The sequence below is a fragment of the Arthrobacter sp. Dra40 genome (assembly GCF_059091905.1).
Genome location: NZ_JBNHHB010000025.1, coordinates 21953 through 48453, shown reverse-complemented (window position 1 = coordinate 48453; position 26501 = coordinate 21953). Strand labels below are relative to the sequence as shown.

The 26501-nt window shown below is 68.2% G+C and carries 27 protein-coding genes; 14 read left to right on the top strand and 13 right to left on the bottom strand.

The features are described 5' to 3' along the window. Positions 1 to 23: 23 nt before the first annotated feature. Both AC5RWT_RS13315 and AC5RWT_RS13310 read right to left on the bottom strand, forming a co-directional pair. Positions 24 to 842, bottom strand: a complete 819-nt coding sequence (locus AC5RWT_RS13315; protein WP_494080619.1) for an amino acid ABC transporter substrate-binding protein — start codon at positions 840 to 842, stop codon at positions 24 to 26. Positions 843 to 1018: 176 nt separating this feature from the next. After that, positions 1019 to 1945 carry a diacylglycerol/lipid kinase family protein gene (locus tag AC5RWT_RS13310; RefSeq protein ID WP_494080598.1) on the bottom strand — a complete coding sequence of 309 codons (927 nt, stop codon included), beginning with the start codon at positions 1943 to 1945 and terminating at the stop codon, positions 1019 to 1021. A 172-nt stretch (positions 1946 to 2117) separates the two neighbouring features. On the opposite strand from AC5RWT_RS13310, the gene AC5RWT_RS13305 reads away from it, so the two are divergent. Further along, positions 2118 to 4001 (top strand): penicillin-binding transpeptidase domain-containing protein, encoded by a 1884-nt coding sequence (locus AC5RWT_RS13305; protein ID WP_494080597.1) that lies wholly within the window; start codon positions 2118 to 2120, stop codon positions 3999 to 4001. Positions 4002 to 4126: 125 nt separating this feature from the next. Here the strand turns inward: AC5RWT_RS13305 and AC5RWT_RS13300 are convergent, their stop codons facing one another. The 6 genes from AC5RWT_RS13300 to AC5RWT_RS13275 form a co-directional block, all read right to left on the bottom strand. Beyond that, a complete protein-coding gene (locus AC5RWT_RS13300; RefSeq protein ID WP_493966866.1) occupies positions 4127 to 4669 on the bottom strand; it encodes an AMIN-like domain-containing (lipo)protein in 543 nt (180 codons plus the stop codon). A gap of 431 nt (positions 4670 to 5100) precedes the next feature. Continuing rightward, positions 5101 to 5397, bottom strand: coding sequence for an acylphosphatase (locus tag AC5RWT_RS13295; RefSeq protein WP_494080596.1), 297 nt, complete (start codon positions 5395 to 5397; stop codon positions 5101 to 5103). A gap of 49 nt (positions 5398 to 5446) precedes the next feature. Beyond that, positions 5447 to 5836, bottom strand: coding sequence for a VOC family protein (locus AC5RWT_RS13290; RefSeq protein WP_494080595.1), 390 nt, complete (start codon positions 5834 to 5836; stop codon positions 5447 to 5449). Positions 5837 to 6016: 180 nt separating this feature from the next. Beyond that, complete coding sequence (locus tag AC5RWT_RS13285) at positions 6017 to 6265, bottom strand: hypothetical protein (RefSeq protein ID WP_494080594.1); 249 nt, start codon at positions 6263 to 6265, stop codon at positions 6017 to 6019. 360 nt (positions 6266 to 6625) lie between these two features. Further along, positions 6626 to 6997 (bottom strand): glyoxalase superfamily protein, encoded by a 372-nt coding sequence (locus AC5RWT_RS13280; RefSeq protein WP_494080593.1) that lies wholly within the window; start codon positions 6995 to 6997, stop codon positions 6626 to 6628. Positions 6998 to 7145: 148 nt separating this feature from the next. Next, a complete protein-coding gene (locus AC5RWT_RS13275) occupies positions 7146 to 8393 on the bottom strand; it encodes a pyridoxal phosphate-dependent aminotransferase (RefSeq protein ID WP_494080592.1) in 1248 nt (415 codons plus the stop codon). A 163-nt stretch (positions 8394 to 8556) separates the two neighbouring features. Between AC5RWT_RS13275 and AC5RWT_RS13270 the strand changes: the two genes are divergently transcribed. Then, positions 8557 to 8952 (top strand): RidA family protein, encoded by a 396-nt coding sequence (locus tag AC5RWT_RS13270; RefSeq protein ID WP_494080591.1) that lies wholly within the window; start codon positions 8557 to 8559, stop codon positions 8950 to 8952. Between the two features lie 382 nt (positions 8953 to 9334). Here the strand turns inward: AC5RWT_RS13270 and AC5RWT_RS13265 are convergent, their stop codons facing one another. Next, positions 9335 to 9805, bottom strand: coding sequence for a carboxymuconolactone decarboxylase family protein (locus tag AC5RWT_RS13265; protein WP_494080590.1), 471 nt, complete (start codon positions 9803 to 9805; stop codon positions 9335 to 9337). Positions 9806 to 9883: 78 nt separating this feature from the next. Here AC5RWT_RS13265 and AC5RWT_RS13260 point away from each other — a divergent pair, with 78 nt between their 5' ends. Then, positions 9884 to 10624, top strand: coding sequence for a DUF427 domain-containing protein (locus AC5RWT_RS13260; protein ID WP_494080589.1), 741 nt, complete (start codon positions 9884 to 9886; stop codon positions 10622 to 10624). Positions 10625 to 11181: 557 nt separating this feature from the next. Continuing rightward, on the top strand, positions 11182 to 11895 hold the full coding sequence (locus tag AC5RWT_RS13255) for a sigma-70 family RNA polymerase sigma factor (RefSeq protein WP_494080588.1): 714 nt from the start codon (positions 11182 to 11184) through the stop codon (positions 11893 to 11895). On the opposite strand, the gene AC5RWT_RS13250 is transcribed toward AC5RWT_RS13255, so the two are convergent. After that, positions 11828 to 12844 carry a glycosyltransferase family 9 protein gene (locus AC5RWT_RS13250; RefSeq protein ID WP_494080587.1) on the bottom strand — a complete coding sequence of 339 codons (1017 nt, stop codon included), beginning with the start codon at positions 12842 to 12844 and terminating at the stop codon, positions 11828 to 11830. The genes AC5RWT_RS13255 and AC5RWT_RS13250 overlap by 68 nt on opposite strands. 153 nt (positions 12845 to 12997) lie before the next feature. Here AC5RWT_RS13250 and AC5RWT_RS13245 point away from each other — a divergent pair, with 153 nt between their 5' ends. From AC5RWT_RS13245 to AC5RWT_RS13215, 7 genes are all read left to right on the top strand, one after another. Continuing rightward, complete coding sequence (locus tag AC5RWT_RS13245) at positions 12998 to 13537, top strand: D-glycero-alpha-D-manno-heptose-1,7-bisphosphate 7-phosphatase (RefSeq protein WP_494080586.1); 540 nt, start codon at positions 12998 to 13000, stop codon at positions 13535 to 13537. Beyond that, positions 13534 to 14601, top strand: a complete 1068-nt coding sequence (locus AC5RWT_RS13240; protein WP_494080585.1) for a glycosyltransferase family 9 protein — start codon at positions 13534 to 13536, stop codon at positions 14599 to 14601. The genes AC5RWT_RS13245 and AC5RWT_RS13240 overlap by 4 nt, the downstream gene beginning before the upstream one ends. Continuing rightward, the gene (locus AC5RWT_RS13235; protein WP_494080584.1) at positions 14598 to 15602 is read left to right on the top strand and encodes a glycosyltransferase family 4 protein; all 1005 of its coding nucleotides are present in this window, start codon (positions 14598 to 14600) and stop codon (positions 15600 to 15602) included. Before AC5RWT_RS13240 ends, AC5RWT_RS13235 begins: the two co-directional genes overlap by 4 nt. Further along, positions 15599 to 16861 (top strand): glycosyltransferase, encoded by a 1263-nt coding sequence (locus AC5RWT_RS13230; protein ID WP_494080583.1) that lies wholly within the window; start codon positions 15599 to 15601, stop codon positions 16859 to 16861. The genes AC5RWT_RS13235 and AC5RWT_RS13230 overlap by 4 nt, the downstream gene beginning before the upstream one ends. Positions 16862 to 16977: 116 nt before the next feature. Next, positions 16978 to 17676 carry a D-sedoheptulose-7-phosphate isomerase gene (locus AC5RWT_RS13225; protein WP_494080618.1) on the top strand — a complete coding sequence of 233 codons (699 nt, stop codon included), beginning with the start codon at positions 16978 to 16980 and terminating at the stop codon, positions 17674 to 17676. Beyond that, entirely contained in the window at positions 17673 to 19082 is a 1410-nt protein-coding gene (locus tag AC5RWT_RS13220; protein ID WP_494080582.1) for a PfkB family carbohydrate kinase, read from the top strand. The genes AC5RWT_RS13225 and AC5RWT_RS13220 overlap by 4 nt, the downstream gene beginning before the upstream one ends. Positions 19083 to 19222: 140 nt before the next feature. After that, the gene (locus AC5RWT_RS13215; RefSeq protein WP_494080581.1) at positions 19223 to 19924 is read left to right on the top strand and encodes an SDR family oxidoreductase; all 702 of its coding nucleotides are present in this window, start codon (positions 19223 to 19225) and stop codon (positions 19922 to 19924) included. On the opposite strand, the gene AC5RWT_RS13210 is transcribed toward AC5RWT_RS13215, so the two are convergent. Continuing rightward, a complete protein-coding gene (locus AC5RWT_RS13210; protein WP_494080580.1) occupies positions 19890 to 21098 on the bottom strand; it encodes a glycosyltransferase family 9 protein in 1209 nt (402 codons plus the stop codon). The genes AC5RWT_RS13215 and AC5RWT_RS13210 overlap by 35 nt on opposite strands. 353 nt (positions 21099 to 21451) lie before the next feature. Here AC5RWT_RS13210 and AC5RWT_RS13205 point away from each other — a divergent pair, with 353 nt between their 5' ends. The 3 genes from AC5RWT_RS13205 to AC5RWT_RS13195 are packed head-to-tail and all read left to right on the top strand — an operon-like array spanning position 21452 to position 25343. Further along, positions 21452 to 22849, top strand: a complete 1398-nt coding sequence (locus tag AC5RWT_RS13205; protein ID WP_494080579.1) for an aldehyde dehydrogenase family protein — start codon at positions 21452 to 21454, stop codon at positions 22847 to 22849. Beyond that, a complete protein-coding gene (gene rfaE2, locus AC5RWT_RS13200; protein WP_494080578.1) occupies positions 22846 to 24489 on the top strand; it encodes a D-glycero-beta-D-manno-heptose 1-phosphate adenylyltransferase in 1644 nt (547 codons plus the stop codon). The genes AC5RWT_RS13205 and rfaE2 overlap by 4 nt, the downstream gene beginning before the upstream one ends. Then, positions 24486 to 25343 (top strand): glycosyltransferase family 2 protein, encoded by an 858-nt coding sequence (locus AC5RWT_RS13195; protein WP_494080577.1) that lies wholly within the window; start codon positions 24486 to 24488, stop codon positions 25341 to 25343. The genes rfaE2 and AC5RWT_RS13195 overlap by 4 nt, the downstream gene beginning before the upstream one ends. Before the next feature lie 54 nt (positions 25344 to 25397). Here AC5RWT_RS13195 and AC5RWT_RS13190 read toward each other — a convergent pair whose 3' ends face one another. Both AC5RWT_RS13190 and AC5RWT_RS13185 read right to left on the bottom strand, forming a co-directional pair. Further along, positions 25398 to 25727, bottom strand: coding sequence for a hypothetical protein (locus AC5RWT_RS13190; protein ID WP_494080576.1), 330 nt, complete (start codon positions 25725 to 25727; stop codon positions 25398 to 25400). A 13-nt stretch (positions 25728 to 25740) separates the two neighbouring features. Continuing rightward, complete coding sequence (locus AC5RWT_RS13185) at positions 25741 to 25938, bottom strand: hypothetical protein (RefSeq protein WP_494080575.1); 198 nt, start codon at positions 25936 to 25938, stop codon at positions 25741 to 25743. Positions 25939 to 26501 lie beyond the last annotated feature (563 nt).

Below are 26501 nucleotides of genomic sequence, written 5' to 3'. Positions count from 1 at the left end.
GTTTCCCTTCAGACCCAGCCCCTCTACTTGGTGACGTCCGCGCCGAAGTACTTGTTGGAGATTTTGGCCAGCGTGCCATCGGCCCGCAACTCCTCAAGGGCCGTATCAACGGCCTTGACCAGGTCGTCGCTGCCCTTCTTGAAGGCGAAGGCACTCTGCGTCTTTTCGTCCGTTTCGGCAGCGACCTTGATGTTCTTGTTGTGGTTGGTGGCCTGGTAGTCCAGATAGGTCAGCTTGTCGTTGACGGTGGCGTCAACGCGGCCCTGCTCCAGCAGCGTCACCGCCTGTGCCCAGCCCTCCACGGCCTGGACCTTGGCGCCGGCGGACTTGGCCAGTTCGTAGAAATTACTGGTCAGGGACTGGGCGGTGGTCTTGCCCTTCAGATCCGCCAGGGAGGCGATGTCATTGTTGTCCGACTTTACGACGACGACGCCGGTGCTCACCGTGTAGGGATCCGAGAAGTCGAACTTGGCCTGGCGCTCCTTGTTGATGGAAACCTGGTTGGCGATCACGTCGAAACGGCCGGCATCCAGCCCGGCGAAGATGGCGTCCCATTGGGTTTCTTCAAACTTCACGTCCACGCCCAGCTTTTTCGCCACGGCGGTGACGATCTCGACGTCGTAGCCGGTCAGGTCGCCGGTGCCGTTCTCGTGGAAGCTGAACGGCCGGTAGGTCCCCTCGGTGCCCACGGTGAGCACGCCGGCGTCCTGGATCTCCTGCAGACTGCTCGGGGCAGCGGAGGTCGCCGGCTCCGACCCGGACTGCGAGGAAGTGCCGCAGCCGGCCAGCACCAAGGCTGCGGCGACGGCGGCACCGAGGACGGACAAACGACGACGGATCATGGTGGAACCTCTTGAGATGTTGGAGGGGAAGCTGGCCGGCGGGTATCCGGCGACGCTGAACGCTAGCACGTACAACAACAGCCACCTCAAGATATGTTCCGGATTGTGTCGGCACTGTGAGCAGCGGCACGCTGCCGGACGTGCGCCCGGCGGCTTGCACCGCCGTCGTAGTTCCTCTAATCAGCCGCTACCCGAACCAGCAACGCACCCGGATCGACGCGCATGGAGAGGCGGGAGCCCATGCCGATATGGTCGCCGTCCAGCTGCATCTCCTGGGGCCGGCCGGCGTAGACCTCGACTTCTTTGCCCTGGTAGTAGTCCACCGAAGGGTCCACGCTCCGGCCGCGTTTGGCCAGTCCGGCCAGCACACCGAGCCAGCCCAGCCGGCCGCGCGGGGAGATGGTCATGATGTCCAGCAGGCCGTCGTCGAGCTGGGCGCCGGGGAACATCTCGAATCCGCCCTGGATCTTGCCGCAGTTGCCTCCCATCACGCTGCGCATCCGCAAGGTCATGGGCTTTCCGCCGTCAATGCTGAGCGTGGCGCGGACCGGCTTGCCCGGAAGGTTGCGCAGGCCCGCTTCTACGTAGGCCAGCCAACCGATCCGGTCCTTCAGGCCGTCGTCCGTGCCGCCGATGACAGCAGCGTCGAAGCCGAGACCGGCCATGACCAGGAAAACCGAGTCGCCGCCCGCTCTGTCCACGGTGGCCCGGACGACGTCGATCCGCCGGTCCCGGCCGGCCAAGGCGATGCCAGCGGCGGTCTCCGGGTCGTCCACCGGAAGGTCAAGGTTGCGCGCCAGCAGATTGCCGGTGCCCAAGGGGATAACGCCCAGCGGCAGGCTGGTTCCCGCCAGCCGGCTGGCCACCCGCCGCACCGTCCCGTCGCCGCCGGCGGCGATCACCAGGTCGACGCCGGCATCCTGGGCCTGGCGTGCCTGCCCGGCACCCGGATCCTCCAGTGTGGTCTCCAGCCAGAGCGGCGGCTGCCAGCCGGTGTCAGCGCACAGACCCTCGACCAGCGCGAATAGGTCAAAGTTGAACTTTTTGGACGGGTTCCAGACCACCGCGGCACGGCGGGAAGCTGGGGGAGCGGATTCAGTCATGATGTCCTTACTGTCTTGTCCGCCGGCTCCTTTGGCCAGCGACCCGACGGAACCCATTCAAGCACCATCCGTCCGGTGCCGCCCGGCTCGACATCGCTGCCGGCCGCTTATAGGTTCGATCAGGACACCCTCGGATCCGGGAGAAGATTTGCTTCGGCGCGCACTTGTACTCATGATGGCCCTGCTGCTGACGGTATCCGTGGCTGCCTGCGCGCCGGAGCGGGAATCGCCGGATCCGACAGCCCGGGCTCTCGCGGAAGCGCTGACCGCCAACGACGTCTCCGACGTGGCGTTCGAGGGCACCACCGGAGCCCACGTGCAGGAGCAGCTGGCGGTGCTGGCCGAGGGAATGGACCCGTGGCAGCCGGAAGTCACTGTGGCGGGCGTCGAAGAAGTCGAATCGAACCTTTTCCGGGCCACCCTTTCCTACGCCTGGGGGGTGCCGGACTCCGAACCGGGCTGGAGCTACAGCACCACGGCGGACCTGCACTTCGCCGATGATGCCTGGCAGGTCCGGTGGTCGCCCGCTGTCCTCGAATCCTCGCTGTCCGAGGGCGAACGGCTGGTGTTGTCCACCGAAGAGCCGCGCCGGGGCCAGATTCTCGACGCCGGCGGCGAGGCGATCGTCAAGAACCGTCCGGTCAAGATTGTCGGGATCAACAAGAGCGGCCTCACCGACTCTGCCGCCAAGGACTCTGCCGTCGCCCTGGCCAAGCTGGTGGACATCGACGCCGCCGACTATGTGAAAAAGGTTGCCGGCTACGGGCCGGAAGCGTTCGTGGACGCCATCACTTTGCGCGCGGGCGACTTTGAGAAGCTCAACCAGGGCAAGCTGGAGGGTATTGACGGCTTCCTCGCGGTAGATGACCAGATCCCGCTGGCACCAAGCCGGACCTTCGCCGCTCCGGTGCTGGGCTCCGTCAGGGAGGCCACAGCCGAGGACATCGAGAAGTCCGAAGGCACAGTGGTGGCGGGCGAGACGGTAGGGTCCTCCGGTCTGCAGGCGGCCTTTAACGCCCAGCTCTCCGGCACCCCGGGCTTCACCGTGTCCGCTGTGGGGCAGCCGGCGCAGGAAGGCGCCAAGGCTCCGTCCCGCGAGCTGTTCCACCAAAACCCTGCCGACGGCGGGAACCTGAAGACCACGCTGGAGCCGGACCTGCAGGCGGCAGCCGAGGACATCCTGTCAGACGTCGACTCGCCGAGCTCGATTGTCGCGCTGCGCCCGTCGACCGGTGCCGTGCTCGCAGCCGCAAACGGGCCGGACAGCGAAGGCTACAACACTGCGTTCCTGGGCCGGTACGCGCCGGGTTCCACGTTCAAGATCGCCACCGCCTTGGGTCTGCTGCGCAATGGCATGACCCCGGAGTCTACCGTCACCTGCGATCCGGAACTGGCGGTGGATGGCCGCACCTTCGAGAATGCGGACAGCTACCCGACGGCCTTCACCGGCAAGATCACCCTGACCGAGGCCATCGCCCACTCCTGCAACACAGCCTTTATTGCCGAGTACCAGGATCTCTCCCAGGACCAGCTCGCGGATGCCGCCGGCGCCCTCGGCATCGGCATGACTGCCAACCCCGGGATGGAGGCCTTCATGGGCAACGTGCCGCGCGAGGATTCCAAGGGAACCGCGCACGCCGCCTCGATGATCGGCCAGTCCCGGGTGCAGACCTCGCCATTGGCGCTGGCCACGCTGATGGCTGCCGTGGTCGAAGGCAAACCTGTAGTGCCCACGCTGGTGGACGGCCACGATCCGAAGGCCAAGCTCCCGGATGTGCCGGAACTGACGGCCAAGGAAGCCAAACAGCTGCGCACGATGATGCGCTCCGCCGTGGTGGACGGTTACCTGGCCAACTTGGCCGACCTGCCTGGAGCGCCCGCCATCGGCAAGACCGGAACGGCAGAATACGGCTCACAGGACCCGCCGCACACCCACTCCTGGGTCATCGCCGGGCACGGCGACCTAGCCATTGCCGTGTTTGTGGAGGACGGCGGCCTCGGCGCGGAAACCGCCGGTCCGCTGGCGGAGGCCTTCCTGGAGGCCGCCGCCGGCTAGGCGTTAAACAACGACGGCGGTGCCCGCCCCAGGTGCGCACCGCACCCAAGACGTGCACCGCCGTCGTCAGCGGCGGGCCCTACCAGCGGGCAGGTCCTGCGGGGGCAGACCCGGCTGGCAGCGGACTACCAACGGTGGGCCACATCTACCACCAGGCGGGACATATGGCCAGGGCCGTCCAGCGTGAACACTCGGAACGGCAGGCGGGCGCGGACCCCCAGGCCAATGGTGGTGTGGCCTTCGAAGCTGCCGCCCCAGGAGAGCTGGCGGAACGTCCTGTAGCCGGCGACGTTGGCCAGTTCCTTCCGGTTGGCGGGCCGGTAGGTGGCGTGGCCGGCGGAGTCGTAGGCCGGAGCATTTACCACCACGGCCAAGTCGGCGCCGCCACGCAAGTGGATGACGCGGCCGGATCCCTCGGCCCGGACGGTACCGTATCTCACCGAATAGCCGGCCACGTCGCCGCGGAGGTCGATGACCATGCGGTCGTAGCAGGCGTGCCGGCCGGTGCGCACGTTGGTGATGGGGGCGCTGGTCATCCCGGGGGCGGACTTGGCCATCGAGCCCCAGGTGATGCCGCAGTAGGGGGCGGCAACGGCAGTTCCGGGCGCCACCAGGCCCAGGCCGAGAACCAGCAGGATTACGGACAGCCATGTGGGGAATTTGCGCATGGCACACCGCCTTTCATCGGGTGACTGATGCACTCAGGATAGGGGCGTTCCCGGGTGCTGGACCCGGCGGTTCCAAGATCACGCCGAAACCGTTATGGCGCCCTGTTTCGGGGCGCATTTCTTGACCATCCGGTGACGGAAACGGCCGCTGGCCCAGTCAGAGCGGCCGTGGCGAACTATTACGGGTTTCCGTAACATAAATCACACATCTGTAGTTTTCGGGCGGCCAGTGGCATAATTTCAGCGTTAGCCGGTTGCGGACCCCCCATTTTTTACCGCGCCGGTGATCCCCCAAGTGCCGGCCCCGCGTGAATATACCGCGGGGCCGGCCAGTTTAAACGTCACACCTAACGCCTGCAATGATCCTGCATGGTCTGTTGCATCGCGAACCGGTCACGCGGCCGCAACAACTGGATGACGGGTCCTGCCCGTCAGCCCACCTCGAAGCCGGCGAACCCGCCCGCGGCCGCCGCGTAGCGAGTTTCGACGCCGTCCACACGCCCCGGCGTCCGGCCGGACTCCAGCGCCGCCGCGAGCCGTTCCACCGCATCGCGCGGGCCCTCGGCCACTACCTGGACTGTGCCGTCCGCGCGGTTTGCCGCGAGGCCGACCAGCCCCAGCCGCTCGGCCTGGTCGCGCGTCCAGTAGCGGAATCCAACACCCTGGACACGGCCGCTCACCGTCGCGCTCAGGCGGACGTCTCCGCGGGGCCCGACCTGTTCGTTCATGCATTCCTCCCGGTCCGGCTCCGTCCAGCGTACGACGGCGGTGCCCGCGTCAGCCGGTGTCGGAACCGTAGGGCCGGGTGATGGCTTCCAGAAAGTGTCCGTCCGGGTCGGTAAAGTAGACCCCGCGGCCGCCGTCGTTGTGGTTGATTTGCCTGGCCCGGCTGCATGCGGGGTCGGCCCAATAGTCGATGCCGGCGGACTGGATGCGGGCGAGGATCCCGTCGAACTCTTCTTCGGTGACGAGGAAAGCGTAATGCTGGGACTGCACGCTTCCATCTGCGTCTGCGTAGTCCAGAGCCACGCCGTCCTCCAGCAGGACGGTCATGAAGTAACCAAACATCGGTTGCGGCGGACCAAGTCCGAAAATCCGCGCAAAGAAGTCAGCTGACGCTTTCTTGTCCGCCGCGTAAACAATGGTGTGGTTGAACGAAACAGCCATGGCGCTCTCCCATCGCCCGACCGTTCCCGGCACGGCCCGGCCACATCGCTGGCTCCCATTCAACTCCGCGCCGCCCTGCCGGACAAGTAGCCCGCTTTAACGCACTAACGGACGACGCGCACTGTGGTGAGTGCCGGCGTCGTCCGTTGCTTTGAGGCGGTGGGGCTGCCCGAAGGTCTGCTAGCCGTCCTGAGGCAACCGCCAGACCGTGCAATCCTGCGTGCTGAGGGCCCGGCGGGAGCCGTCGGCATCGTCGCGGATCCAGACCAGGCCCACGCCCGGCGCCGTGCGGTCGACGCGCCCCCGGTACTGGACGGCGTTGTCCATGCGGGCTTCGACCGAATCGCCGCGGCGCAGATGGCCGAGATTACGGATCCGGGTGGGGGTGGAACTGACCAGAGGGGACTGACCGGGTGCGGAAGGTGTCATACGTGACCTCCTGTGTTGTAGCGGTAAAGGGCGTGCGATACCCAACGGATCGGCTGCGGGCTGATCCTGCTGTGGCAACGTTTTCGGGGACTGCTGGGACGGAACGCGCCGGATGCCGGCGCTGGTGAGCGCCAACAACAGGGACGGGGGAGGGAGGCAGCAGGGCGCGGAATTGAAGATTGTCCGCTGATCTCCTGCTCCAAACGGGCTGATCCCTCAGTAGTCCCAGTGCAGTCTCATATCAGGGAACGGCTGGAAAGCCTTGATTTATTCCGCCGGAGGGGAAATATCTCGGGTCCACCAAGCGCAGGCGCCGGAAACCCCCGCGCGCCTGCGTCCCGATCTTTGGCTGCCAGGCTCTCAGGTCCAGGGAGGCAATTGCTGCAACGACCACCTGTTGCCGTCCGGGTCGCTGAAGTAAACGAAGTTGCCCCAGGGCTGTACATCCACGTCGCTGGCGGCGACACCACGGCTGGTCAGTTCTGCCCGGGCCGCCGCGGCATCGGCAACGACCATCTGCAGGCCTTGCTGGGAGCCGGGAGCCATCTGCGTGATGCCGTCGCCGATGACAATGGAACAGGCGGAGCCGGGCGGCGTGAGCTGCACGAACCGCAGCCCCGGGCTCACCTGGTGGTCGTGGTCTGCGTTGAAGCCGACTTGCTCCACGTAGAACTGCTTGGCACGGTCCACGTCGGTAACGGGCACGGCAACGAGTTCGAGCTTCATCTCCATACCGGACACGCTAGCGCCGGCGGGGATACTGGGATAGGGGCCCATGGCCGATCTCAGGCCCTGTCCCTGGAGATGTCTACCGGGAGCCCGCGGCAGGTAGGGGCGGGCGCTGTGCGGCGGCGGAACTACGCCGCGGTTCGGGTTCCTTTCACACGGTGGCGACAGCAGCGGCGTCGGCCGTCTTCTTCCGGTAGATGGCCAGGAAGGATGAAATCCTGCGCACGGCCTCTTCAATGTCCTCCACCGACGGGAGGATCACGAAGCGGAAGTGGTCGGGCGAAGGCCAGTGGAAAGCTGTGCCGTGCGAGACCAGGATCTTTTCCTCTTCGAGCAGATCCAGCACGAATTTTTCGTCGTCCTCGAAGGGATAGACGGCTGGATCGAGCTTGGGGAACAGGTACATGGCCCCTGCGGCCGGGACACAACTGACGCCCGGAATCTGGTTGAGCAGCCGCCAGGCCAGGTCGCGCTGCTCGTGCAGGCGCCCCCCGGGCTTCACCAGGTCTGCGATGGACTGGTAGCCGCCCAGCGACGTCTGGATGGCGTGCTGCGCCGGCACGTTCGAGCACAGCCGCAGCGAGGCCAGCAGCTCCAGCGATTCGCGGTAGGCCGCGGTCTCCGCGCGCGGCCCGGTGATGGCCACCCAGCCAGCCCGGTAGCCGGGCATGCGGTAGGCCTTGGAGAGGCCGCTGAAGGTCAGCACCGGCAGGTCCGGCGCTACTGACGCCGTGTGGATGTGGACGGCGCCGTCGTAGGTGATCTTCTCGTAGATCTCATCCGAGAACAGCACCAGATTGTGCTTGCGGGCCAGCGCCGCGAACTGCTCCAGCACATGCCGGGGGTAGACGGCGCCGGTGGGATTGTTCGGATTGATCAGCACGATCGCCCGCGTCCGGCCGGTGATCTTGGCCTCGACATCGGCCATGTCCGGCCACCAGTGGTTGTCTTCGTCGCAGAGGTAGTGCACGGCCTTGCCGCCGGAGAGCGTGACGGAGGCGGTCCACAGCGGGTAATCGGGCGCAGGGATCAACACCTCGTCACCGTTTTCCAGGAACGCCTGCAGCGTCATGGAGATCAGCTCGGAGACACCGTTGCCGATGAAGATGTCCTCCACGCCGATCTGCATCAGGCCCTTCGTTTGGTAGTACTGCGAAATGGCCGTGCGGGCGGAGAAAATTCCCTTCGAATCGCTGTAGCCCTGGGCGCCGCGCAGGTGGTGGATCATGTCCACCACTATCGATTCCGGCGCTTCCAGCCCGAACGGCGCCGGATCCCCGAGGTTCATCCGCAGAATGCGGTGTCCTTCCGCTTCCATCTTCTTGGCCGCGTGCAAAATCGGGCCACGAAGTTCATAGCGGACGTTCTGGAGTTTGCTGGAATGTTGCATGGGGCGCATGCCCTATTTTTTCACAGAGTGAGCTGAACACTGATGTGGCCTGCGCCACGGCGGCTGGTCTGGCGCCCCGCGCGGGAACCCCCTACCGTGGTTACCCTCCCGCTGGGCATCGGCACGCGGTGCCCCTCAAGCGCTCTGGTAACCGGAAAACGGAGGAAATGCCATGGCTCTCACCCACATCAATCCGGCCGGCCTGTACCGCAGCCCGGCCTTTTCCCAGGGCGTGCTCGTGGACGGTCCCGGGCGGCTGCTCATTGTCGGCGGCCAAAACGGGGTCGATGCCGACGGCCAGCTGGTCAGCGACGATCTCCGCGGCCAAACGGTGCAGGCGATGCGCAACCTGTTGGCAGTGCTTAACGAGGTAGGGGCCGGTCCGCAGGATGTGGCGAAGTTGACCATCCACCTGGCAGCCGGACAGGACGCCAATGAGGGGTTCGCCGCAGCCGCCGGGATCTGGGGACCTGTTCCCACCGCGATCACCGTGGTGCAGGTTGGCTTTGCCCGGCCCGGTGTGCTGGTCGAGATCGACGCGCTCGCGCAGGTGCCGGAGCAGGCCTGACGTCGCCGCCGGCCGTGCACCTCGCCGTCCGCCGTTGACCGGCCGTACGCCCTCGTCGTCCGCCTCCATCCGCCGACCGTGCGCCGTCGCCGTCGCCGTCCGCCGCGCTGCGCTCGTCGTCCGCCTCCCGGTGCGCCGCCGTCGTCCGCCGCCTCAGTACGCCCCGCCGTCGTCCGCCTCCATCCGCCGACCGTGCGCCGTCGCCGTCCGCCGCCTCGGTACGCCGCCGTCGTCCGCCGCCTCGGTACGCCGACCGCGCGCCGCCTCCCGGTGCGCCGCCGTCGTCCGCCGCCTCGGTACGCCGACCGCGCGCCGCCTCCCGGTGCGCCGCCGTCGTCCGCCTCCCGGTGCGCCGCCGTCGGCAGCTTCGCCCAGGCGCGGCTTACTGTGGCCGAACCGGATGCTTGCTGACGATCGACACCCGGTTGAAAGCGTTCATCGCGACCGTGATCCAGCTGACCGCGGAGAACTCGTCGTCGGTCAGTTGCTCGCGTGCCGCGGAATAGGCGCGCTCCTGACTGTAGTGGTCCGGCAGTTCCGTGAGCGCCTCGGCCAGTGCCAAGGCGGCGCGTTCCTTGTCGGTGAAGACCTCCGTGTCCCGCCAGGACGGAAGCACGGAGAGCCGTTGAGCGGATTCGCCCTCGCCCAGGGCCAACCGGGTGTGCATGTTCAGGCAATAGGCGCAGCCGTTGATCTGCGAGATGCGCAGGTTGAGCAATTCCACCAGTTTGCGGTCCAGCCCGGCTGCCTCGGCCGCCTCCGCAACTTTGAGGGCCACCCCGTTCAACGCACGGTAGGCAGCCGGGGTCTGCTTGTCGATGTAAAACTTGGCCGGACGTTCAACGGTGCTCACTCAAGCCTCCTGATTGCTGGGGAATCTCCATTCTGACAGCACTGCCCGCGGCGCCCCGATGGGAGTAGCGTGTGCCGCATGGAATTCCCCCCATCCTTTACCGAACCGACCGACCGGCGCATCCGGGTGCGGCTGGGCGGCAGCCTGGTAGCGGACAGCACCCGCGCCAGACTGCTCATCCAGTACGGAGCCGGGGGCCTGCCGACGTACTACCTGCCGCGTGAGGACGTGGCGGAAGGGGTGCTCGCCAATCCGCGCACCGGCTCTGCCGGCCAGCGGCTGTGGGACGTGGCCATTGGCAACAAACGGGCCGACGCCGGGGCATGGGAGCACCCCGATCCATCTGGAGAGCTGGCAGCGCTGGCAGGGCACCTGACCTTCTCCTGGCGCCAGTTGGAATGGTACGAGGAAGACGAACGGGCGCTGGTGCATGCCCGTGATCCCTACAAGCGGGTAGACACGCTGCGCAGCTCGCGCCGGGTCCAGATCTACGTCGATGGCGAGAAGGTCGCCGACAGCATCCGGCCGCTGCTGCTCTTTGAAACCCATCTGCCGGTGCGCTACTACCTGCCGGCGGAGGACGTGCGGACGGATCTCCTGGAAGCCAGCGACGCGGTGACCAGCTGCCCGTACAAGGGCCAGGCCCGGTACTGGTCGGTCCGCATCGGCGAGAACGTTGTCCGTGACGTGGTGTGGAGCTACCCGGATCCCATCCCGGAAAATCCCAAGATCCGCGACCTCTTCTGTTTCTACAACGAGAAGGTGGACCTCGTGGTCGACGGCAAACCCCAGGAGAAACCCGACACGCCCTGGTCCTGATGCACCGCCCAGAGTTCAAGCTGCCATCGAGACCGGCCGATACTCGACGCGGGCACGTCGGGGAAGGCCGTTCTGGCATAGCTCGGCCGCTCTGGAAGTTTTAGGCCGCTCTGGGAGATTGGGCAGCCCCCGAAGGTGTTAGGCCGCGCCGGAAGGGTTAGGCTGCGCCGGAAGGGTTAGGCTGCCCGGAAGGTTAGTCCGCTCTGGCAGGTTAGGCCGCGCCGGAAGGGGTAGGCTGCCCGGAAGGTTAGGCCGCGCTGGCAGCTTAAGCCAGGTCAGGGGGTTGGGCCCTCGCCGCCCCGCTGTCCATGCCGTCCTGATTGCCTGAGCCGTGGTCGGCTTGCTTCTGCTGCTTATACCTTCTTCCTGCCGGAGAAGAAAAGACTTTTGCTCATAAAATCGACGCCAAACTGTTGCACAATCAGCATGCTTATGTTCTCTTGGGGGAGAAGCGGTTCTGGTCCCGCGCTTCCCCGATAGAGAGTGGGCCTCTGGTGCAGCACAACGACCAAGAAATTCGGATTTTGTTCCGCAAGGCGAGACGCGCCACGGGATCCTTGCGCGCGGCACTGGAAGAGGAACTTCTGCTGGGGAACCTGGGCATTGCGGAGGCCATCGCCCGCAACTATTCCGGCCCCGGCAGGGAGATCGACGACCTGCATCAGGTGGCACGGCTGGGACTGCTCAAGGCAGTGCGCGGTTTCAATCCCGACCATGGCGCGGACTTTCAGGCCTACGCCGTCCCGACGGTCCATGGCGAGCTGAAACGCTATCTTCGGGACAGTTCCTGGATGATCCGGCCTCCACGCCATCTTCAGGACCTGCGGACGGCGGCGATCAGGATGACGCCGGAACTTGCCCAGCGGCTGGGCCGCGAGCCCAGGCTGCAGGAACTTGCCCAGGCCCTCGCGGAATGCCCGGAGACGGTGGCGGAAGCCCTCAACTGCCACGGCAGCCTGCGGCCCGAATCGCTGGACGGAACTCCCGAGGGCCAGCATCTGGCCGAATCGCTCGCCGTGTTGGACGGGGGGACCGAACGGACTGAAGAACTGCTGGTGCTGAGGGGCGCCATCCGCGAGCTGGAGCCGCAGGAACGCCAGTTGCTCTTTTACCGGTACTTTCAGGAAGAGTCCCAGCGCCGCGTTGGAGAACGCATCGGCATGACCCAGATGCAGGTATCCCGCGCGCTGGCCAGGATCCTAATCAAGCTCCAGCGCCGGGTGCTGGGGGATCAGCCGGCGCCGGCCCGGCAGCGGATGCGAACGGCGTAGGCACCGGCAGTTGCTCAACGGCCGCCACAACGTCTTCCGGACCGATGGCCAGCAGTGCAGGGTCGGGGTCGGCAGAGAACGTCTCGCCCAGCCGCAGGCTCTCGTCGGTCAGGACACGATGGGGCCCGGGCGGTGGCCCCCAGACGCTGACCGGGGCGGGCCCGAAGATGACCACTGACGGCCGGGCATAGGCGGAGGCCAGGTGCGCAGCGCCGGTATCGGCGGAAATGACGACGGCGGCGTCGGCGATAACAGCTGCAAATTCCGCCAGGGGGAGTGTGCCGGCAACCACGGATTCCGGCCCCAGCCCCGCCAGTTCGGCGACGGCCTGTGCCCGTGGCCGCTCGGCCGGGCTTCCGGTGAACAGGACATGGTGTCCTTGGTCCGCCAGTTTCCGGGCGACGACGGCGAACCGCTCGGCCGGCCACAGACGGCTGCCGTAGGCCGCGCCGACGTGGAGCACCGCAGCTCCCGGCCAGGGGCTCTGGACGGCAGGTCTGTTCAGCCGGTAATCCAGTGGATCCGCCTCAATGCCGTGCCACTGCAGCATCCGGGCCCAGCGCTCGCGTTCGTGTACGCCCTCCGGCCACTGCGGACCGGGCCATCCGGGTGAGCGGTGGCCAATGCGGACCGCGGGCTGCAGGGCTTCCAGCCGGCCGCGGCTTTCGGGCCCGTTGCCGTGCAGGTTTACGGCGATCTCCACCCGGCCGGGCCTAAGCGCCAGCGGCACGTCAAGTCCATGCGTCGCCAGCAGGTCGTCGACCGCTCCGGTGAGTTCCAGCACCGGCTGCAACCAGGCTTGGGCAGCGTAGATGATCCGGTGTCCCGGATAGGCTGCGCGCAGCGCCCGCAGTGCCGGGACCGCGACGAGCAGATCGCCCAGCTTCAACGCCCGGAGCACCAGCAGCTCGGGCCGTTCGTCCCGTTCGAGTCCCTCAGGTTCTGCCACGGCGCCCTTCCTTCCCAGCCGGCTGTGCCCATCCTGCCAGATGAGCGCACCGTACGCCTCCGCCTGTCTTCCTTGGCCCCGGGGAAGCCCGCAACACAAAACTAGTAGCAACAGAAGTGTTTAGGTCGCAGCCGTGCTGGGAACAGTGCTGGTATGAGCACAACCGCCCAGTCCCCGCCGCGTGCCATCCTGTTTGACCGGGACGGCACGCTGGTCACGGACGTGCCCTACAACAGTGACCCCGGAAAGGTCCGCCCCGTAGCCGGCGCCCGCGCCGCGCTTGATGCGGTCCGTGCCGCAGGCCTGCCGTGCGGAGTGCTCACCAACCAGTCAGGCATCGGACGCGGGCTGTTGAACCGGCAACAGGTCGACGCCGTCAACACGCGGGTGGAAGAGCTGCTGGGACCGTTTGACGTGTGGGAGATCTGCCCGCACAACCCCGACGACGGCTGCCGCTGCCGGAAGCCGCAGCCCGGCATGATCCTTGCGGCCTGCCGCAGGCTGGGGCTGGACCCCTCGGAAGTGGCCTACATCGGGGACATCGGCGCCGATGTCGAGGCTGCGGCCGCAGCCGGGGCGACGGGGGTCATGGTGCCTACGCCGGTGACCCGGCGGGAAGAAGTCGACGCCGCCGCTCTGGTCGCCGAAGACCTCGCCGCCGCCGTGGCGCAGTTGCTGGCAGGCCGCCAGTGAACCGGGTGCTGGTGGCGCGGCTGGACAGCGCCGGCGACGTGTTGCTGGCGGGCCCGGCGGTACGGGCGGTCGCGGCCGGACAAGGCACCGGACCCCGGGAAGTCGCCGTGTTGTGCGGTCCGCAGGGAAAGGCCGCCGCAGAATTGCTGCCCGGCGTCGCCGAGGTTTTCAGCTGGGCCAGTCCTTGGATCGTGGATCCCGCCCCAGCGGCAACAGCGGAACATGTTGCCGCCCTGACGGACTGGGTGCGGGCTGCAGGCATCTCCGAGGCAGTGATCCTCACGTCCTTCCACCAATCACCGCTGCCGCTGGCGTTGCTGCTGCGGCTGGCCGGCGTCGAACGGATCACCGGCGCGTCAGTCGATTACGCCGGTTCCCTGCTGGACCGGCGGCTGCGCCCGGGCGAGGACTTCCCCGAGGACCAGCCGGAGGCCGAACGCGCGCTGCAGATCGCCGCCGCCGCCGGATACCGGCTGCCCCCCGACGACGACGGACGGCTGCAGGTGCGCGGCGTCCCCGATACCTCGGAGCTGACCGGCCCCGGGCCCTACATTGCCGTGCATCCCGGCGCTGCCGTGCCGGCGAGGGCCTGGCCGGATCTCCACCATGCCGCCGCCGTCGAACTGCTGATCGGTGCCGGGTACCGGGTGGTGGTCACGGGCGGTCCCCGGGAACAGGAACTGACGGCCACCGTCGCTGTCCCCGGCGCGCTGGATCTGGGGGGACAAACGGACCTGCGCAGCTTGGCGGGAGTGCTGGCCGGGGCCTCCGCCGTCGTGACCGGAAATACCGGACCGGCGCACCTGGCCGCCGCCGTGGGCACCCCGGTGGTGTCTCTCTTCGCACCGGTGGTTCCGGCGATCCGCTGGGCCCCCTACAAGGTTCCGGTGGAGGTGCTCGGGAACCAGGAGGCGCCCTGCAAGCTCAGCCGCGCCCGCGTCTGCCCCGTCCCGGGACACCCCTGCCTGGCAGATGTATCGCCTGATGAAGTGCTCGAGGCTGTCCAGCGGCTGACCCGGGACGTGACGTACCTGTCCGCCCGGAGAAAGACGAGGAACGCATGAGGATCCTGTTGTGGCATGTCCATGGCGGCTGGACCGACGCATTTGTGCGGGGCCGCCACGAATATCTGCTCCCTGCCACCGCCGACGGCGGACCGTGGGGGTTGGGCCGCGCCGGCCGGGACTGGCCGCCGTCGGTGCGCGACGTGGAGCCGGGCCGGCTGCAGGACGAAGAACCTGACGTTGTGGTGTTGCAGCGTCCGGAGGAGATCGCGGAATGCGAGCGCTTGCTCGGCCGACGGCCGGGCCGCGATATTCCGGCGGTGTTCCTGGAACACAACACGCCCAAGGGCGGCGTGCCCAACTCGCTTCACCCGTTGGCCGACCAGCAGGACATGACCATCGTGCATGTTACCCATTTCAACCAACTGTTCTGGGACTGCGGGACGGCCCGGACGGCGGTGATCGAGCACGGGATCATCGACCCCGGCAAGCTCTACACCGGCGAACTCGAACGCCAGGGCGTGGTGATCAATGAACCGGTCCGGCGCTGGCGCGTCACCGGAACCGACCTGTTGCCGGCCTTTGCGGAGGCAGGACCGCTGGAAGTCTTCGGCATGGGCACCGACCGGCTGGGCGCCGCCACCGGGCTCGGCGCGGATCAGCTGCACGTGCGCGGCGACCTGCCCGGCCCGCAGCTGCACGCCGAGCTGGCCCGTTGCCGCCTCTACCTGCACCCGCTGCGCTGGACGTCGCTGGGCCTGGCCCTGCTGGAAGCGATGCACTTGGGCATGCCGGTGGTGGCGCTGGCCACTACGGAGGCGGCCCGGGCCGTGCCACCGGAGGCAGGCGCCATCTCCACGGATGTTGACCAGCTGCGGCGCCAAGCGGCCCGCTTGCTGAAGGACCCGGACGAGGCAGCAGCCCGCGGGACCGTCGCCCGTAAGGCGGCGCTGCAGAACTACGGACTGCAGGCCTTCCTGGACAACTGGGACAGCCTGCTGGCTGAGACCACCATCCGCCCCGGACGATCCATTGCCGCCAACGAGAGGAGAAAGCCGTGAGGATATCGATGATTTCCGAACATGCCAGCCCGCTGGCCGCCCTGGGTGGTGTGGATGCCGGCGGCCAAAACGTGCATGTCGCGGCCCTCTCCGCCGCGCTGGCCCGGCGGGGACACCACGTGAGTGTCTACACCCGCCGGGATGATCCGCTGCTGCCGGTCCGCGTCACGATGCGACCGGGCGTGGAAGTCATCCACGTCAACGCCGGACCGCCCCGGCCCGTCGCCAAGGACGAGCTGCTGCCGTATATGGGCCGGCTGGCCGACGGGATCACCGCGGACTGGGCGGGCAACCCGCCGGATGTGGTGCACGCGCACTTCTGGATGTCCGGGGTGGCCGCCCTGGATGCCGCCCGCCGCCCGGGCACCAGACCGGTGCCGGTGCTGCAGACCTTCCACGCACTCGGCACTGTCAAACGGCGGCATCAGGGTTCCCAGGACACCAGTCCGGCCGAACGCCAATGGCTGGAACCGTCGGTTGGCCGCAGCATGGACCGGATCATCGCCACCTGCTCGGATGAAGTGTTCGAGTTGGTGGCCCTGGGCATCCCGCGCGGCAACATCTCCATTGCCCCCTGCGGCGTGGATTTGGGACTCTTCAAGGCCGACGGCGAAGCCGAGCCGCGGGGCCGCACCCACCGCCTTGTGACGCTGGGCCGGCTGGTCCCGCGCAAGGGCATTGACCTGGCCGTCCAGGCCCTGCGGCTGCTCAAGGACCAGGGCATGGACGACGTCGAACTGCTGGTGGTGGGCGGTGCGTCCGGTGCAGCCGGGCTCGCGGCCGATCCGGAAGCCCAACGGCTGCGCGGCCTCGCCCGCGGACTCGGCGTGGAGGATCAGTTGGTGCTGCGCGGCCAACTGCCGCGGGAAGAAATCCCGCCCGTGCTGCGCAGCGCCGACGTCGTCATCTGCGCGCCATGGTACGAACCGTTCGGCATCGTTCCGCTGGAAGCGATGGCCTGCGGCGTTCCGGTGGTCGCGGCCTCGGTCGGCGGGCTGATCGATACAGTGGTTGACCGCACAACGGGTCTGCACGTGCCTCCGCGCGATCCGGAAGCGGTCGCGGATGCGGTGGCCGAGTTGCTGGCCAATCCCGAGCTGCGCCGCGATCTTGGGCGGGCCGGACAGCAGCGCGTGCGGAACCGCTACTCGTGGGACCGGGTGGCCGCCGATACCGAAAAGGCCTACCACCTGGCCGTGAGCAGCGGCTCCAGGGCAGTCGCCGCCGGAGTCGGGCAGCTCGAAGGAGAAGCACTGTGAAACGGGCCGCCGGCATCGCCAAAGCAGCAGCACGGGCCACCGCACTGGCCGCGGCTGCCCCCGCCTCCGCCGCCCGCACCGACGTCTACGCGCGGCCGCCGCAACCCGGCCCCACGCTGGCGCCGGTACCGGAAGCCGATCCGCTCCACGCGCAGAGCGAAGCGGTGGACGCGGTTCTGGCGCACCTGCAGGCGGTGGCACCCGCCGTGGAGTCGTTGCGTGCCCAGGCCGGCCAACTGGCTGGCTGGGGAAGCGAGCTGGCCCGGAGGCTTCTGGGCGGAGGACGGCTGCTGGCGGCTGGCAACGGCGGCTCGGCAGCGGAAGCCCAGCACCTCACAGCGGAACTGGTGGGCCGCTTCGACGGCGAACGCCGCGCCTTCTCCGCCATCTCGCTGCACGCGGAGACCTCGGCTGTCACGGCAATTGCCAACGACTACGGATACGACCAGCTGTTTGCCCGGCAGGTGCTGGGCCATGGGCGGGCCGGCGACGTACTGCTGCTGTTGACCACCAGCGGCAAGAGCGGGAACCTGCTGCGTGCGGCCGAAGCTGCCCGCAGCATCGGCGTCACCTGCTGGGCGCTGACGGGCAGGGCACCGAATCCCCTGACGCAGCTCTGCGATGACTACGTAGCCGTGGACGCCCTGCCGGCCAATGTTCAGGAGGGCCACCTGATGGCACTGCATGCGCTCTGCCGGGCGTTCGACGCCGAGGTGGCGCGCCACGAAGACCGCGCAGCAGACCTCCCCGAAAACCCCGAAGTCATCGCCGGAAGCCTCCCCCAAGGCGGGCATGGGCAGGGAGGCCGGCCATGAAGATTGTGGTGGTGGGCGATGTACTCCTCGATGCGGATGTCGAGGGGGCGGCAACCAGACTGAGTCCGGACGGGCCCGTCCCGGTAGTCGACGCCGCGGAAACAACCTACCGTGCCGGGGGAGCCGGGCTGGTGGCCCGGATGCTGGCCCGCGACGGCCGGGACGTCCTTTTGGTCACGGCATTGTCCGACGACGGCGCCGCCTCCCGGCTGCTCCAGGCGCTGGACGGCATCCACGTGATTGCGGGACCTTCCGGAGCCCCGACGCCGGTAAAAACCCGCATCCGCGCCGACGGCCAGTCCGTGGTCCGGGTGGATGAAGGCTGCGCCGCCGCGCCGCCCATTCCGGTTCCCACACCGGCCATGCTCGAGGCGCTGGAAACGGCCGACGCCATTGTTGTTGCCGATTATGGGCGCGGCATGGCGGCTGTGCCCGAGCTTCGCGAAGCTTTGGCTGCGCTGGTGCACACGATCCCAGTGGTGTGGGACCCGCACCCGGCCGGACCTGCTCCGGTCGAGGGCGTCGCTGCTGCGACGCCCAACCTGCCGGAGGCCCTGCGGCTGGCCGAACCGGGCCACGGCGGAGAACAGCCAGGCCGCGGGGAGCAGCGGGGAGGGCACCAGAGAGGTGCCCGGGAAGCTGCGCTGGCCGCGGGAGAATTGCGCTCGCGCTGGAACAGCCGCGCCGTCGTCGTGACGCTGGGCGGGGATGGGGCCATGATCCAGACCGAAGGCGGGCTGCCGCAGGCTGTTCCCGCTCCGGCCATGGACCCGGCGGATACCTGTGGTGCGGGAGACCGGTTCGCCGCTTCGCTGGCGGTGGCGTTGGCCTCCGGGCAGCCGCTGGCCGCCGCGGTGGAGGACGCCGTGAGGCAGGCTGCGGCTTTCCTCGCTGCCGGGGGCGTGGCTTCGCTTCGCCGGGACAACGCTCCGGTACAGCTGCGCGGCCCCGGGGTGGACGCCATGTGTGTTGCCGCACACACCCGTGAAGCCGGCGGCACGGTAGTGGCCACCGGAGGCTGCTTCGACCTGCTGCACGCCGGCCATGCCAGGACCTTGGCGGCCGCGCGGAAGCTGGGGGACTGCTTGATCGTCTGCCTTAACTCGGACGATTCGGTCCGTGGCCTGAAAGGTGAAGAACGCCCGATCATGAATCAGGAGGACCGCACCGAACTGCTGCTGGCGCTGGAGTGCGTGGATGCTGTGCTGGTCTTCGACGAAGCCACCCCGGAAACCGCGTTGGAACGGCTGCGCCCGGACATTTGGGTCAAGGGCGGCGACTATACCGCCGACCAACTGCCCGAAGCGCGGCTGCTGCAGTCCTGGGGCGGCCAGACCGTCACCGTGCCCTACTACCCCGCCCGTTCCACCACCGGCCTGGCCGCCGCCCTGGCGAAAGTCGGCTGACGGGCCCCCCGGCGCCGCACCCGGGCATCCCGTCACCCCGGCCCATAAGCGCCCCCGCCAAGGAGCGCCAACCAACCCCGGACCGCCGGCCCCTGCAGGTCCCGACACGAACAACCATTCCTGAACCTGAGGAGGAAAAGATGAGCACTGCATTAACCAACCCTGGCCGTGTGCTGGTCACCGGCGGAGGATCCGGGCTCGGAGCTGCCGTCGTGGAGGCGGTCCTGGCGGCCGGCGGCACGCCCGTCGTGCTGGACCGTGATGTGAGCCGGGTAGGCCAGGCCAAGAGCATCGAGGTCGACGTCGCCGACAGGGCCGCCGTCGAAGCGGCCGTGCACCAGGCTGCCGGAACGCTCGACGGGCTGGACGCCGTCGTGACCGCTGCCGGCATTGACCGCTGCGGGCGCCTGGAAGACGTTCCCGCGCAGGAATGGGAGAAGGTCATCGGGGTCAACCTGATGGGCACGGTCTCGGTGGTGCGCGCGGCTCTGCCCCACCTGATGTCAACGCACGGGCGGGTGGTCACCGTTGCCTCGTCGCTGGGGATCAAAGCCGTCTCCGACGCCACCGCCTACTGCGCCTCGAAATTCGGTGTCATCGGTTTCAGCCGCGCGCTCGCCGCCGAAACCCGCGGTCGGATCGGCGTGACCACCATGATCCCGGCCGGCATGAAAACCCGGTTCTTCGATGACCGCACGGAGCAGTACAAGCCGCAGGACGACTCCCGGCTCAATGATCCGGAGCGGGTAGCCGAGGCCATACTTTTCGCCCTGTCACAGCCGAAGGGCTGCGAGGTGCGCGAGATGGTCATTTGCCACGAAGAAGAAGACTCGTGGCCCTAAGCTGGCGCAGATCCGCGTAGACGTCCTCTGCGCGGATCTGGTCCGTCAGGGAGAATTCATGGCTGCAGCGGTCGGCAGTCCAGCCCACCTGGGTCAGATCCGCTGAGCAGGCCGGGCAGCGCGTCATCCAGGACATGTGGGTCCGGTGCATGGTCCTGCCGAGCGCCCCGGCCATGATCATGTTCCCGGCCCAGTAAATGCCCACGGTTGGTGTGCCCACGGCCTGGGCCAGGTGACGCGGGCCGCTGTCGTTGCCCACCATCACGTCACTGGCGCGGAGCAACGCGGACAACTCGTCCAGCTCCAGCCGGCCGGCCACCGAGGTGATGCTGCCGCCGCCGGATCCGGCTGCCGCGCGGGCCAGTCCCACGACCTCGTCGGCCAGCGCCTCGTCGGATTGGTCGCCGACCACCAGAACCTGGCACCCGTCGTCGGCCGCCCATGCCGCCACGTGCGCAAAGTGCGACGCCGGCCACCGCCGCCGCTGGTCCGTGGCACCGGGGTGGATGGTCACCAGGGAGGGTCTGCCGTCGTCGAGCAGTGTCGCTACCAATGCCTCTTCGTCGGTCAGCGGCTCCAGTTCCGGCTGCAGCGCGGCCGGGGCGGCGCCGGCCAAACCCACCACCTCCAGCGCGCGCAACACCTCGTGCTGGTAGTAGAGATACGGGATGGACCGCTCAAGCGCCGCCGCGTCATCGGTCCGCGTACCCACGGTATGCCGCGCGCTGAGTTCCAGCAGGAACGGGTTCGAGTTCCGCCCGCCGCCGTGCAGTTGCACCGCCAGGTCGAACTGCTCCTGACGCATCCGCTGCTGGAACTCCTCGATGGCCTTCGGGTCCTCCGGGCCGGGGCGGACGCCGTACGCGAACGGCAGGGGTTCCACCCGATGCACCGGGCTCGGCCGGCCGCGGAACAGGGCGGCGTGGGCCTCTGTGCCCAGAAGCGTCAGGCTGGCGTCCGGATATGCGGCGGCCAGCGATTCGAGCGCCGGTACCGAAAACAGCACGTCGCCGAGTCCGCCGCCGCGCAGCACCGCAATTTTCCGGACTGCCTCGAAGGGTTCCAGCACCGGGCCGATGCCCCGGCCATGCCTGGCCTCGGTACTCAACCGCTGGTCGCCGAACGCGGCACCACCTGTGAGGGAACCTGCCATCTCTGCCGGGGAATCAGCCATCTCCACCTCCTGAATCAACGTCCATGGCTGACCACATCCACGCGGCACTCGGATTTCGTTTCCACGGCAGCCCCCATGGGACTCGTCGAGCCCCTCGTGAGCTTCACCTTAAGGTGCTTTCGAGCCGCTGGCCAGAGGCCGGATGGGGCCTGAAGCCGCAATGTGCCCGCGCAGAAACAGCCTGCTCACCGGAGTGTCTGAAACCCCTCGCGGAAGGGTAGGAGACCAGTACCACGCATGGTTGCCGGTGCCGGCGTGCCCATGCCGGGCGCTGCGCAGCCGCTGCGTGAACGTGGACTTAAGCCAGACATTGACGGGCCGGCCTCCGCCCCGCCTCGGATGGAAGGAGCGTTATGACCACCTATTCCGATACCGCCCGGGACCTCGCGTCGCTGGAGGTGCACGACCCGCGGGATGGCAGCCTGGTGGGCGTGCTGGAGGAAGCAGGCCCTGACGAGGTGCGAAACGCCGTTGCTGCCGCCAAGGCGGCCCAACCAGGCTGGGCCGCCACTGACGCTGCAGTCCGCGGGGAACTGTTGGAAGCCGCGGCGGCAGCTCTGCAGGAGCACTCCAGTGAGCTCGCTGCGATGAACGCGCGCGAGACCGGCCGGCCGGAACACGAAGCCCTGGAAAGCGTGATGGCTGGGGCCGGTACCTTGCGGCAGTACGCCCAGCTGGGTCCGGTGCACCGCGGCCGCAGCCTGCGCGGCGGGTCGCTGGCCGCCGACTACACCGTCATCGAACCGCGCGGCGTCGCGGTGGTGCTGACGCCGTGGAACGATCCCGTGGCAGTGGCGGCCGGGCTGCTGGGTGCAGCCCTTGCCACGGGCAATACCGTCCTGCACAAACCCAGCGAACGCTGCCCGCATGTGGGCGCGCTGCTCGGCCGCATTCTCTCGGAGGTGCTGCCCGAGCAGGTCCTTGTTACGCTCACCGGCGGACCAGCCGTTGGAGCAGCGCTGGCCGGCCATCCGGATGTCGACGTCGTCGCGCATGTCGGATCAAGTCTTACCGGTGCCCGGATTGCCCGGGCCGCGGCGCTCACGGGGGCCCACGTCATCCGGGAGAACGGCGGCAATGATCCGCTGATCGTTGATGACGGTGTGGACCCAGTGTGGGCGGCGGAACAGGCGGCGGTCGGCGCGTTTACCAACAGCGGGCAGATCTGCACCTCGGTGGAGCGCATCTACGTGCACCGCGCCGTCGCCGCCCGCTTCAGCGAAGCGCTCACCGCCGAAGCCCGCAAGCGCAACGAGGCTGCCCTGATGGCCCCGTTGGTGGACCGAAGGCTCCGGGACAGCGTGCACGCCCACGTGGTCGAGGCGCTGTCGCTCGGTGCGAGGGCTGCCGAGGGCGGTTCCGTGCCCGAGGGGCCGGGCGCGCACTATCCGGCCACTGTCCTGCTCGATTGCGAGGACCGGATGGCCGTGATGCAGGAGGAGACCTTCGGCCCGGTAGCACCGGTCCGGGTGGTCGACAGCTTTGATGAGGGTCTGACTTTGGCGGCCGAGGGCCGGTATGGTTTGGCCGCTACTGTCCTGACCGCCGACATGGAGCATGCGCACCGGGCCGTGGCGGCGCTCCAGGTGGGCACGGTCAAGATCAATGCGGTCTTCGGCGGCGCCCCGGGCGGTTCAGCCCAGCCCCGCCGGGACAGCGGCGACGGTTTCGGGTATGGCCCTGAGCTGCTGGACGAATTCAGCGCCGTGAAGGTAGTCCACGTCGGTCTGCCCGGCGGAGCACGGGCATGACCACGCCCCTGTCCGACGTGTCCGGGCTGGCGGGTTGGCTGCCGTCCCGGCTGGCCGAGGCTGCACCCCGGGTGACAGTGGTGGGCGACGTGATGCTGGACGGCTGGTTCAGCGGGCGGATCGAACGGTTCTGCCGGGAAGCCCCGGCACCGGTGGTGGACCTGACCAAGCGGGAGTACGCCCCGGGCGGCGCGGCCAACACGGCCATGAACCTCGCGGCCCTCGGCGCACGGGTACGGATGGTCGGATTGATCGGCGCGGACGACGCCGGACGTCGCCTGAGTGCCCTGCTGCTGGGGGCAGGGGTGGACATCTCGGGACTGATGGAACACGAAGACGTCCTGACGACCACCAAGTACCGCATCATTGGCGGCGACCAGATCATGCTGCGGCTGGACGAGAGCACGGACCGGGTATCGGAAGCGGCGCAGGCGCGGCTGGCCGCAGCCGTTCCGAATGCGCTGGCCGGCAGCGCCGCCGTGATGGTGTGTGATTACGGTTCCGGCGCCTTAGGCGATGCCTTGCGCACGGTGCTGGCCCAACACCGCGATGGCCGGCTGCTGGTAGTTGACGCCCACGATCCGCGGCCCTGGTCGGTCATCGCACCGGACCTCGTGACCCCGAATGCGGCAGAAGCGGCAGCACTGCTTGGCGTGGCGCTGGACCCGGAGACGGATCGTGCCGCCGCCGTGGCCGACCATGCGGATGAGCTGCTGGAGGCAACCGGAGCCGGCGCCGCCGTCGTCACGTTGGATAAGGACGGTTCCATCCTGCTGATGCACGACGGCGGACCCCACCGCACGTGGGCAAGTCCCGTCACCGAGAAACAGGCTTCGGGCGCCGGCGACACGTACGTGGCATGCCTGACCCTGGCCCGGGTTGCGGGTCTGCCGCTGAGCACCAGCCTGGACCTGGCCCAAGCCGCCGCGGATGTAGTGGTCCGCCGGCGCGGCACCTCGGTCTGCGGCACTGCTGACCTCGCCGCACACCTGGGCAGTTTCTCCGATGCTGCACTGGACGAGGCAGCGCTCGGGCAGACGATCGCAGCCGAACGGGCTGCGGGCCGGCGCATTGTGCTGACCAACGGGTGTTTCGACGTGCTGCACCGCGGGCACACCCGCTACCTGACCCAGGCCAAGCAGCTGGGCGACGTGCTGGTGGTGGCGCTGAACAGCGACGCCTCCGCGCGGCGGCTGAAGGGGCCGGACCGGCCGATCAACCCGGTCGCCGACCGGGCCGGCATCATCGCCGCGCTCAGCTGCGTCGACTACGTGACGGTCTTCGAGACGGATACGCCCATCCCGCTCATCGAAGCGATCCGCCCGGACATCTATGCCAAGGGCGGGGACTACTCGCCGGAAATGCTCGAGGAGACCACGGTGGTGGAAGCCTGCGGCGGCGAGGTCTGCATTTTGGACTACGTGGCCGACCACTCCACGACGGCGGTCGTCCGCCGCATCCGCGGTTCGGCGCCGGCGGCAGGAACCGGCGCGGCCCCGGCGTCGGGCGGCGGCCCGAAGCCGTCCGGAGCAACCCTGGGGCAGGGCACTGCAACAGGTTCGGCGCATCCTGCAGGAGCCGGGCCGGTGCCCGCAACGGGAATCGATTCGACGCCGGCACCGGGAGCCGGTTCGGCATGAGCCGCAGGACTGCGGGCAGCTGGGCCCTGACACCGCAGGAAACAGGGCCTGAGCTGGACGTGTTGGTGCCCAGCTACGGCCGGGAGGCGGAGCTGGCGGTCACGCTCTCCGGCTTGGCGGCCCAGGACGGCCCGGCGTTCTCAGTCATTATCAGCGACCAGACCGACGGCGCCCCGGTCTGGGAGCACCCGGCCGTGGCCGCCATGACCAGGGTGCTGGAAGCCCAGGGGCGGCCCGTGCGGCTGGAACGGCACCTGCCCCGACGCGGACTGGCCGAGCAGCGCGACTTCCTTCTCCAGCTGGCTACCGCTGAACTGGTGCTCTTCCTGGACAACGATGTGTGGCTGGAACCGGGCATGCTGGCCAGGATGACCGCGGCAATCCGGGAGGAAGGGTGCGGGTTCATCGGCGCGGCGGTGCAGGGCATGTCCTTTTTGGAAGACGTGCGCCCGGGGGAGCAAGAACCGTTCGAGCTATGGGACGGCCCGGTGCGCCCTGAGCGTATCCGCCGGGCGGACGACGGGTTTGATCGCTGGCGGCTGCACAATGCGGCCAACCTGACCCATATTGCGGCAGAGTTGGAGATTCCCGACGCCGGCTGGCGGCTGTACAAGATCGCCTGGGTGGGCGGCTGCGTCTTGTATCGGAGAAACGCGCTGCTGGATTGCGGGGGCTTCGGGTTCTGGCAGGAGCTGCCAGCCGCCCACGCCGGCGAAGATGTGGTGGCGCAACTGAAAGTCATGGAACGCTTCGGCGGCGCCGGCATCCTGCCCTCCGGCGCGGTGCATCTGGAATCGCCCACCACTGTCACCGACCGCTCCACCGAAGCCTTGGACGTGGTTTTGAGGGATTAGCCGCCGGGGCCAGAACGGTGGTACTACTCGACGTTCTGCCAGCCGCCGCAGCGACTACTCGACGTCCTGCCAGCCGCCGCCGACCGTGTAGCTGGCCACCAGAGTGCCTGATCCCGGCTGCAAGGAGTCGTCCTGATCGTTGAAAAGTTCCGCCCGGTCGGCCTTGCTGTTCGACAGGATGGACTCCGCGGCCTCCTTGGCTTCGACCAGCGAGGCTCCGTACACCTCGGTGCGCGCCGGCAGCTTGTCGGTACGGACCACTTCCACGTCCTCTTCGATTTCGCTTAGCGGAACGGTGTAGCCGCGGTGCTCTTCGCTGACAGGAAACTCGAAGTCTCCCTGTTCCGCATCGGCCGGGATGACGTATTCGAGGTAGTAGGACACGTAGGTGCTCCTTTCAGCGCTGGTCAGCCGCCAGCTCGTCGCGAGCGGCTGCCAATTCGTCGTACGCGATGACCCAGGCCCGGCCCTTGGCGGAAAGCGCGGCATTGCCGGCGGCGTCCTGTTGCGCGATTTCCTTGCGGTACTCGGCGGCCGCCATGCGTTCGGTGTCGGTGGCCAGTTGCACTGCCTGTTCAAGATCGGCTCTGTCCATGCCCCTACCCTGTCACAGCGAATAACCAGTGCATAGTAGGTCCCCTGTGCTGAGCGCAGCGTCAAAACTCGAGCGCAGCGGCAAAAGGGGGAGCCAGGAGCCCGGGACGCCTTGCCGGGGGCGGCTCTCCTTGATTTCGACGACGGTGCTGCAGGAGGGTGAGCCGACCCATGATCCCGTTCTTGCCGGAGTAGACCAGTGGCAGCCCCGGCCTGACGAAGGTTGTGAACCATCATGACTCGGGGGAGCGCTGCACCGGCTGACAGGCAGGACCAGCGCCCAGACCGGCGGAAACCCGACACCGTCGCGTCGGGTTAGGCCGTTCTGGCATGTATCGGCCGCTCTGGACGATTCCGGCCGCTGTCGATGTCGCGAAGGGCCCGGCCGGTGTGGGGTGGGGACGTGGTGCCCGGCCGCGGGAGGCGACGATCCATGGCTGACGGGCAGGACCAGCGCCCAGACCGGCGCAAACCCGACACCGGCGCGTCGGGTGAGGCCGTTCTGGCATGTATCGGCCGCTCTGGACGATTCCGGCCGCTGTCGATGTCGCGAAGGGCCCGGCC

Excerpts from the sequence above, each read along its gene's own strand:
- AC5RWT_RS13315 (WP_494080619.1), bottom strand. The coding sequence starts at position 842 with ATGATCCGTCGTCGTTTGTCCGTCCTCGGTGCCGCCGTCGCCGCAGCC.
- AC5RWT_RS13310 (WP_494080598.1), bottom strand. The coding sequence starts at position 1,945 with ATGACTGAATCCGCTCCCCCAGCTTCCCGCCGTGCCGCGGTGGTCTGG.
- AC5RWT_RS13305 (WP_494080597.1), top strand. The coding sequence starts at position 2,118 with ATGATGGCCCTGCTGCTGACGGTATCCGTGGCTGCCTGCGCGCCGGAG.
- AC5RWT_RS13300 (WP_493966866.1), bottom strand. The coding sequence starts at position 4,669 with ATGCGCAAATTCCCCACATGGCTGTCCGTAATCCTGCTGGTTCTCGGC.
- AC5RWT_RS13295 (WP_494080596.1), bottom strand. The coding sequence starts at position 5,397 with ATGAACGAACAGGTCGGGCCCCGCGGAGACGTCCGCCTGAGCGCGACG.
- AC5RWT_RS13290 (WP_494080595.1), bottom strand. The coding sequence starts at position 5,836 with ATGGCTGTTTCGTTCAACCACACCATTGTTTACGCGGCGGACAAGAAA.
- AC5RWT_RS13285 (WP_494080594.1), bottom strand. The coding sequence starts at position 6,265 with ATGACACCTTCCGCACCCGGTCAGTCCCCTCTGGTCAGTTCCACCCCC.
- AC5RWT_RS13280 (WP_494080593.1), bottom strand. The coding sequence starts at position 6,997 with ATGGAGATGAAGCTCGAACTCGTTGCCGTGCCCGTTACCGACGTGGAC.
- AC5RWT_RS13275 (WP_494080592.1), bottom strand. The coding sequence starts at position 8,393 with ATGCGCCCCATGCAACATTCCAGCAAACTCCAGAACGTCCGCTATGAA.
- AC5RWT_RS13270 (WP_494080591.1), top strand. The coding sequence starts at position 8,557 with ATGGCTCTCACCCACATCAATCCGGCCGGCCTGTACCGCAGCCCGGCC.
- AC5RWT_RS13260 (WP_494080589.1), top strand. The coding sequence starts at position 9,884 with ATGGAATTCCCCCCATCCTTTACCGAACCGACCGACCGGCGCATCCGG.
- AC5RWT_RS13245 (WP_494080586.1), top strand. The coding sequence starts at position 12,998 with ATGAGCACAACCGCCCAGTCCCCGCCGCGTGCCATCCTGTTTGACCGG.
- AC5RWT_RS13235 (WP_494080584.1), top strand. The coding sequence starts at position 14,598 with ATGAGGATCCTGTTGTGGCATGTCCATGGCGGCTGGACCGACGCATTT.
- AC5RWT_RS13220 (WP_494080582.1), top strand. The coding sequence starts at position 17,673 with ATGAAGATTGTGGTGGTGGGCGATGTACTCCTCGATGCGGATGTCGAG.
- AC5RWT_RS13215 (WP_494080581.1), top strand. The coding sequence starts at position 19,223 with ATGAGCACTGCATTAACCAACCCTGGCCGTGTGCTGGTCACCGGCGGA.
- AC5RWT_RS13210 (WP_494080580.1), bottom strand. The coding sequence starts at position 21,098 with ATGGCTGATTCCCCGGCAGAGATGGCAGGTTCCCTCACAGGTGGTGCC.
- AC5RWT_RS13205 (WP_494080579.1), top strand. The coding sequence starts at position 21,452 with ATGACCACCTATTCCGATACCGCCCGGGACCTCGCGTCGCTGGAGGTG.
- rfaE2 (WP_494080578.1), top strand. The coding sequence starts at position 22,846 with ATGACCACGCCCCTGTCCGACGTGTCCGGGCTGGCGGGTTGGCTGCCG.
- AC5RWT_RS13195 (WP_494080577.1), top strand. The coding sequence starts at position 24,486 with ATGAGCCGCAGGACTGCGGGCAGCTGGGCCCTGACACCGCAGGAAACA.
- AC5RWT_RS13185 (WP_494080575.1), bottom strand. The coding sequence starts at position 25,938 with ATGGACAGAGCCGATCTTGAACAGGCAGTGCAACTGGCCACCGACACC.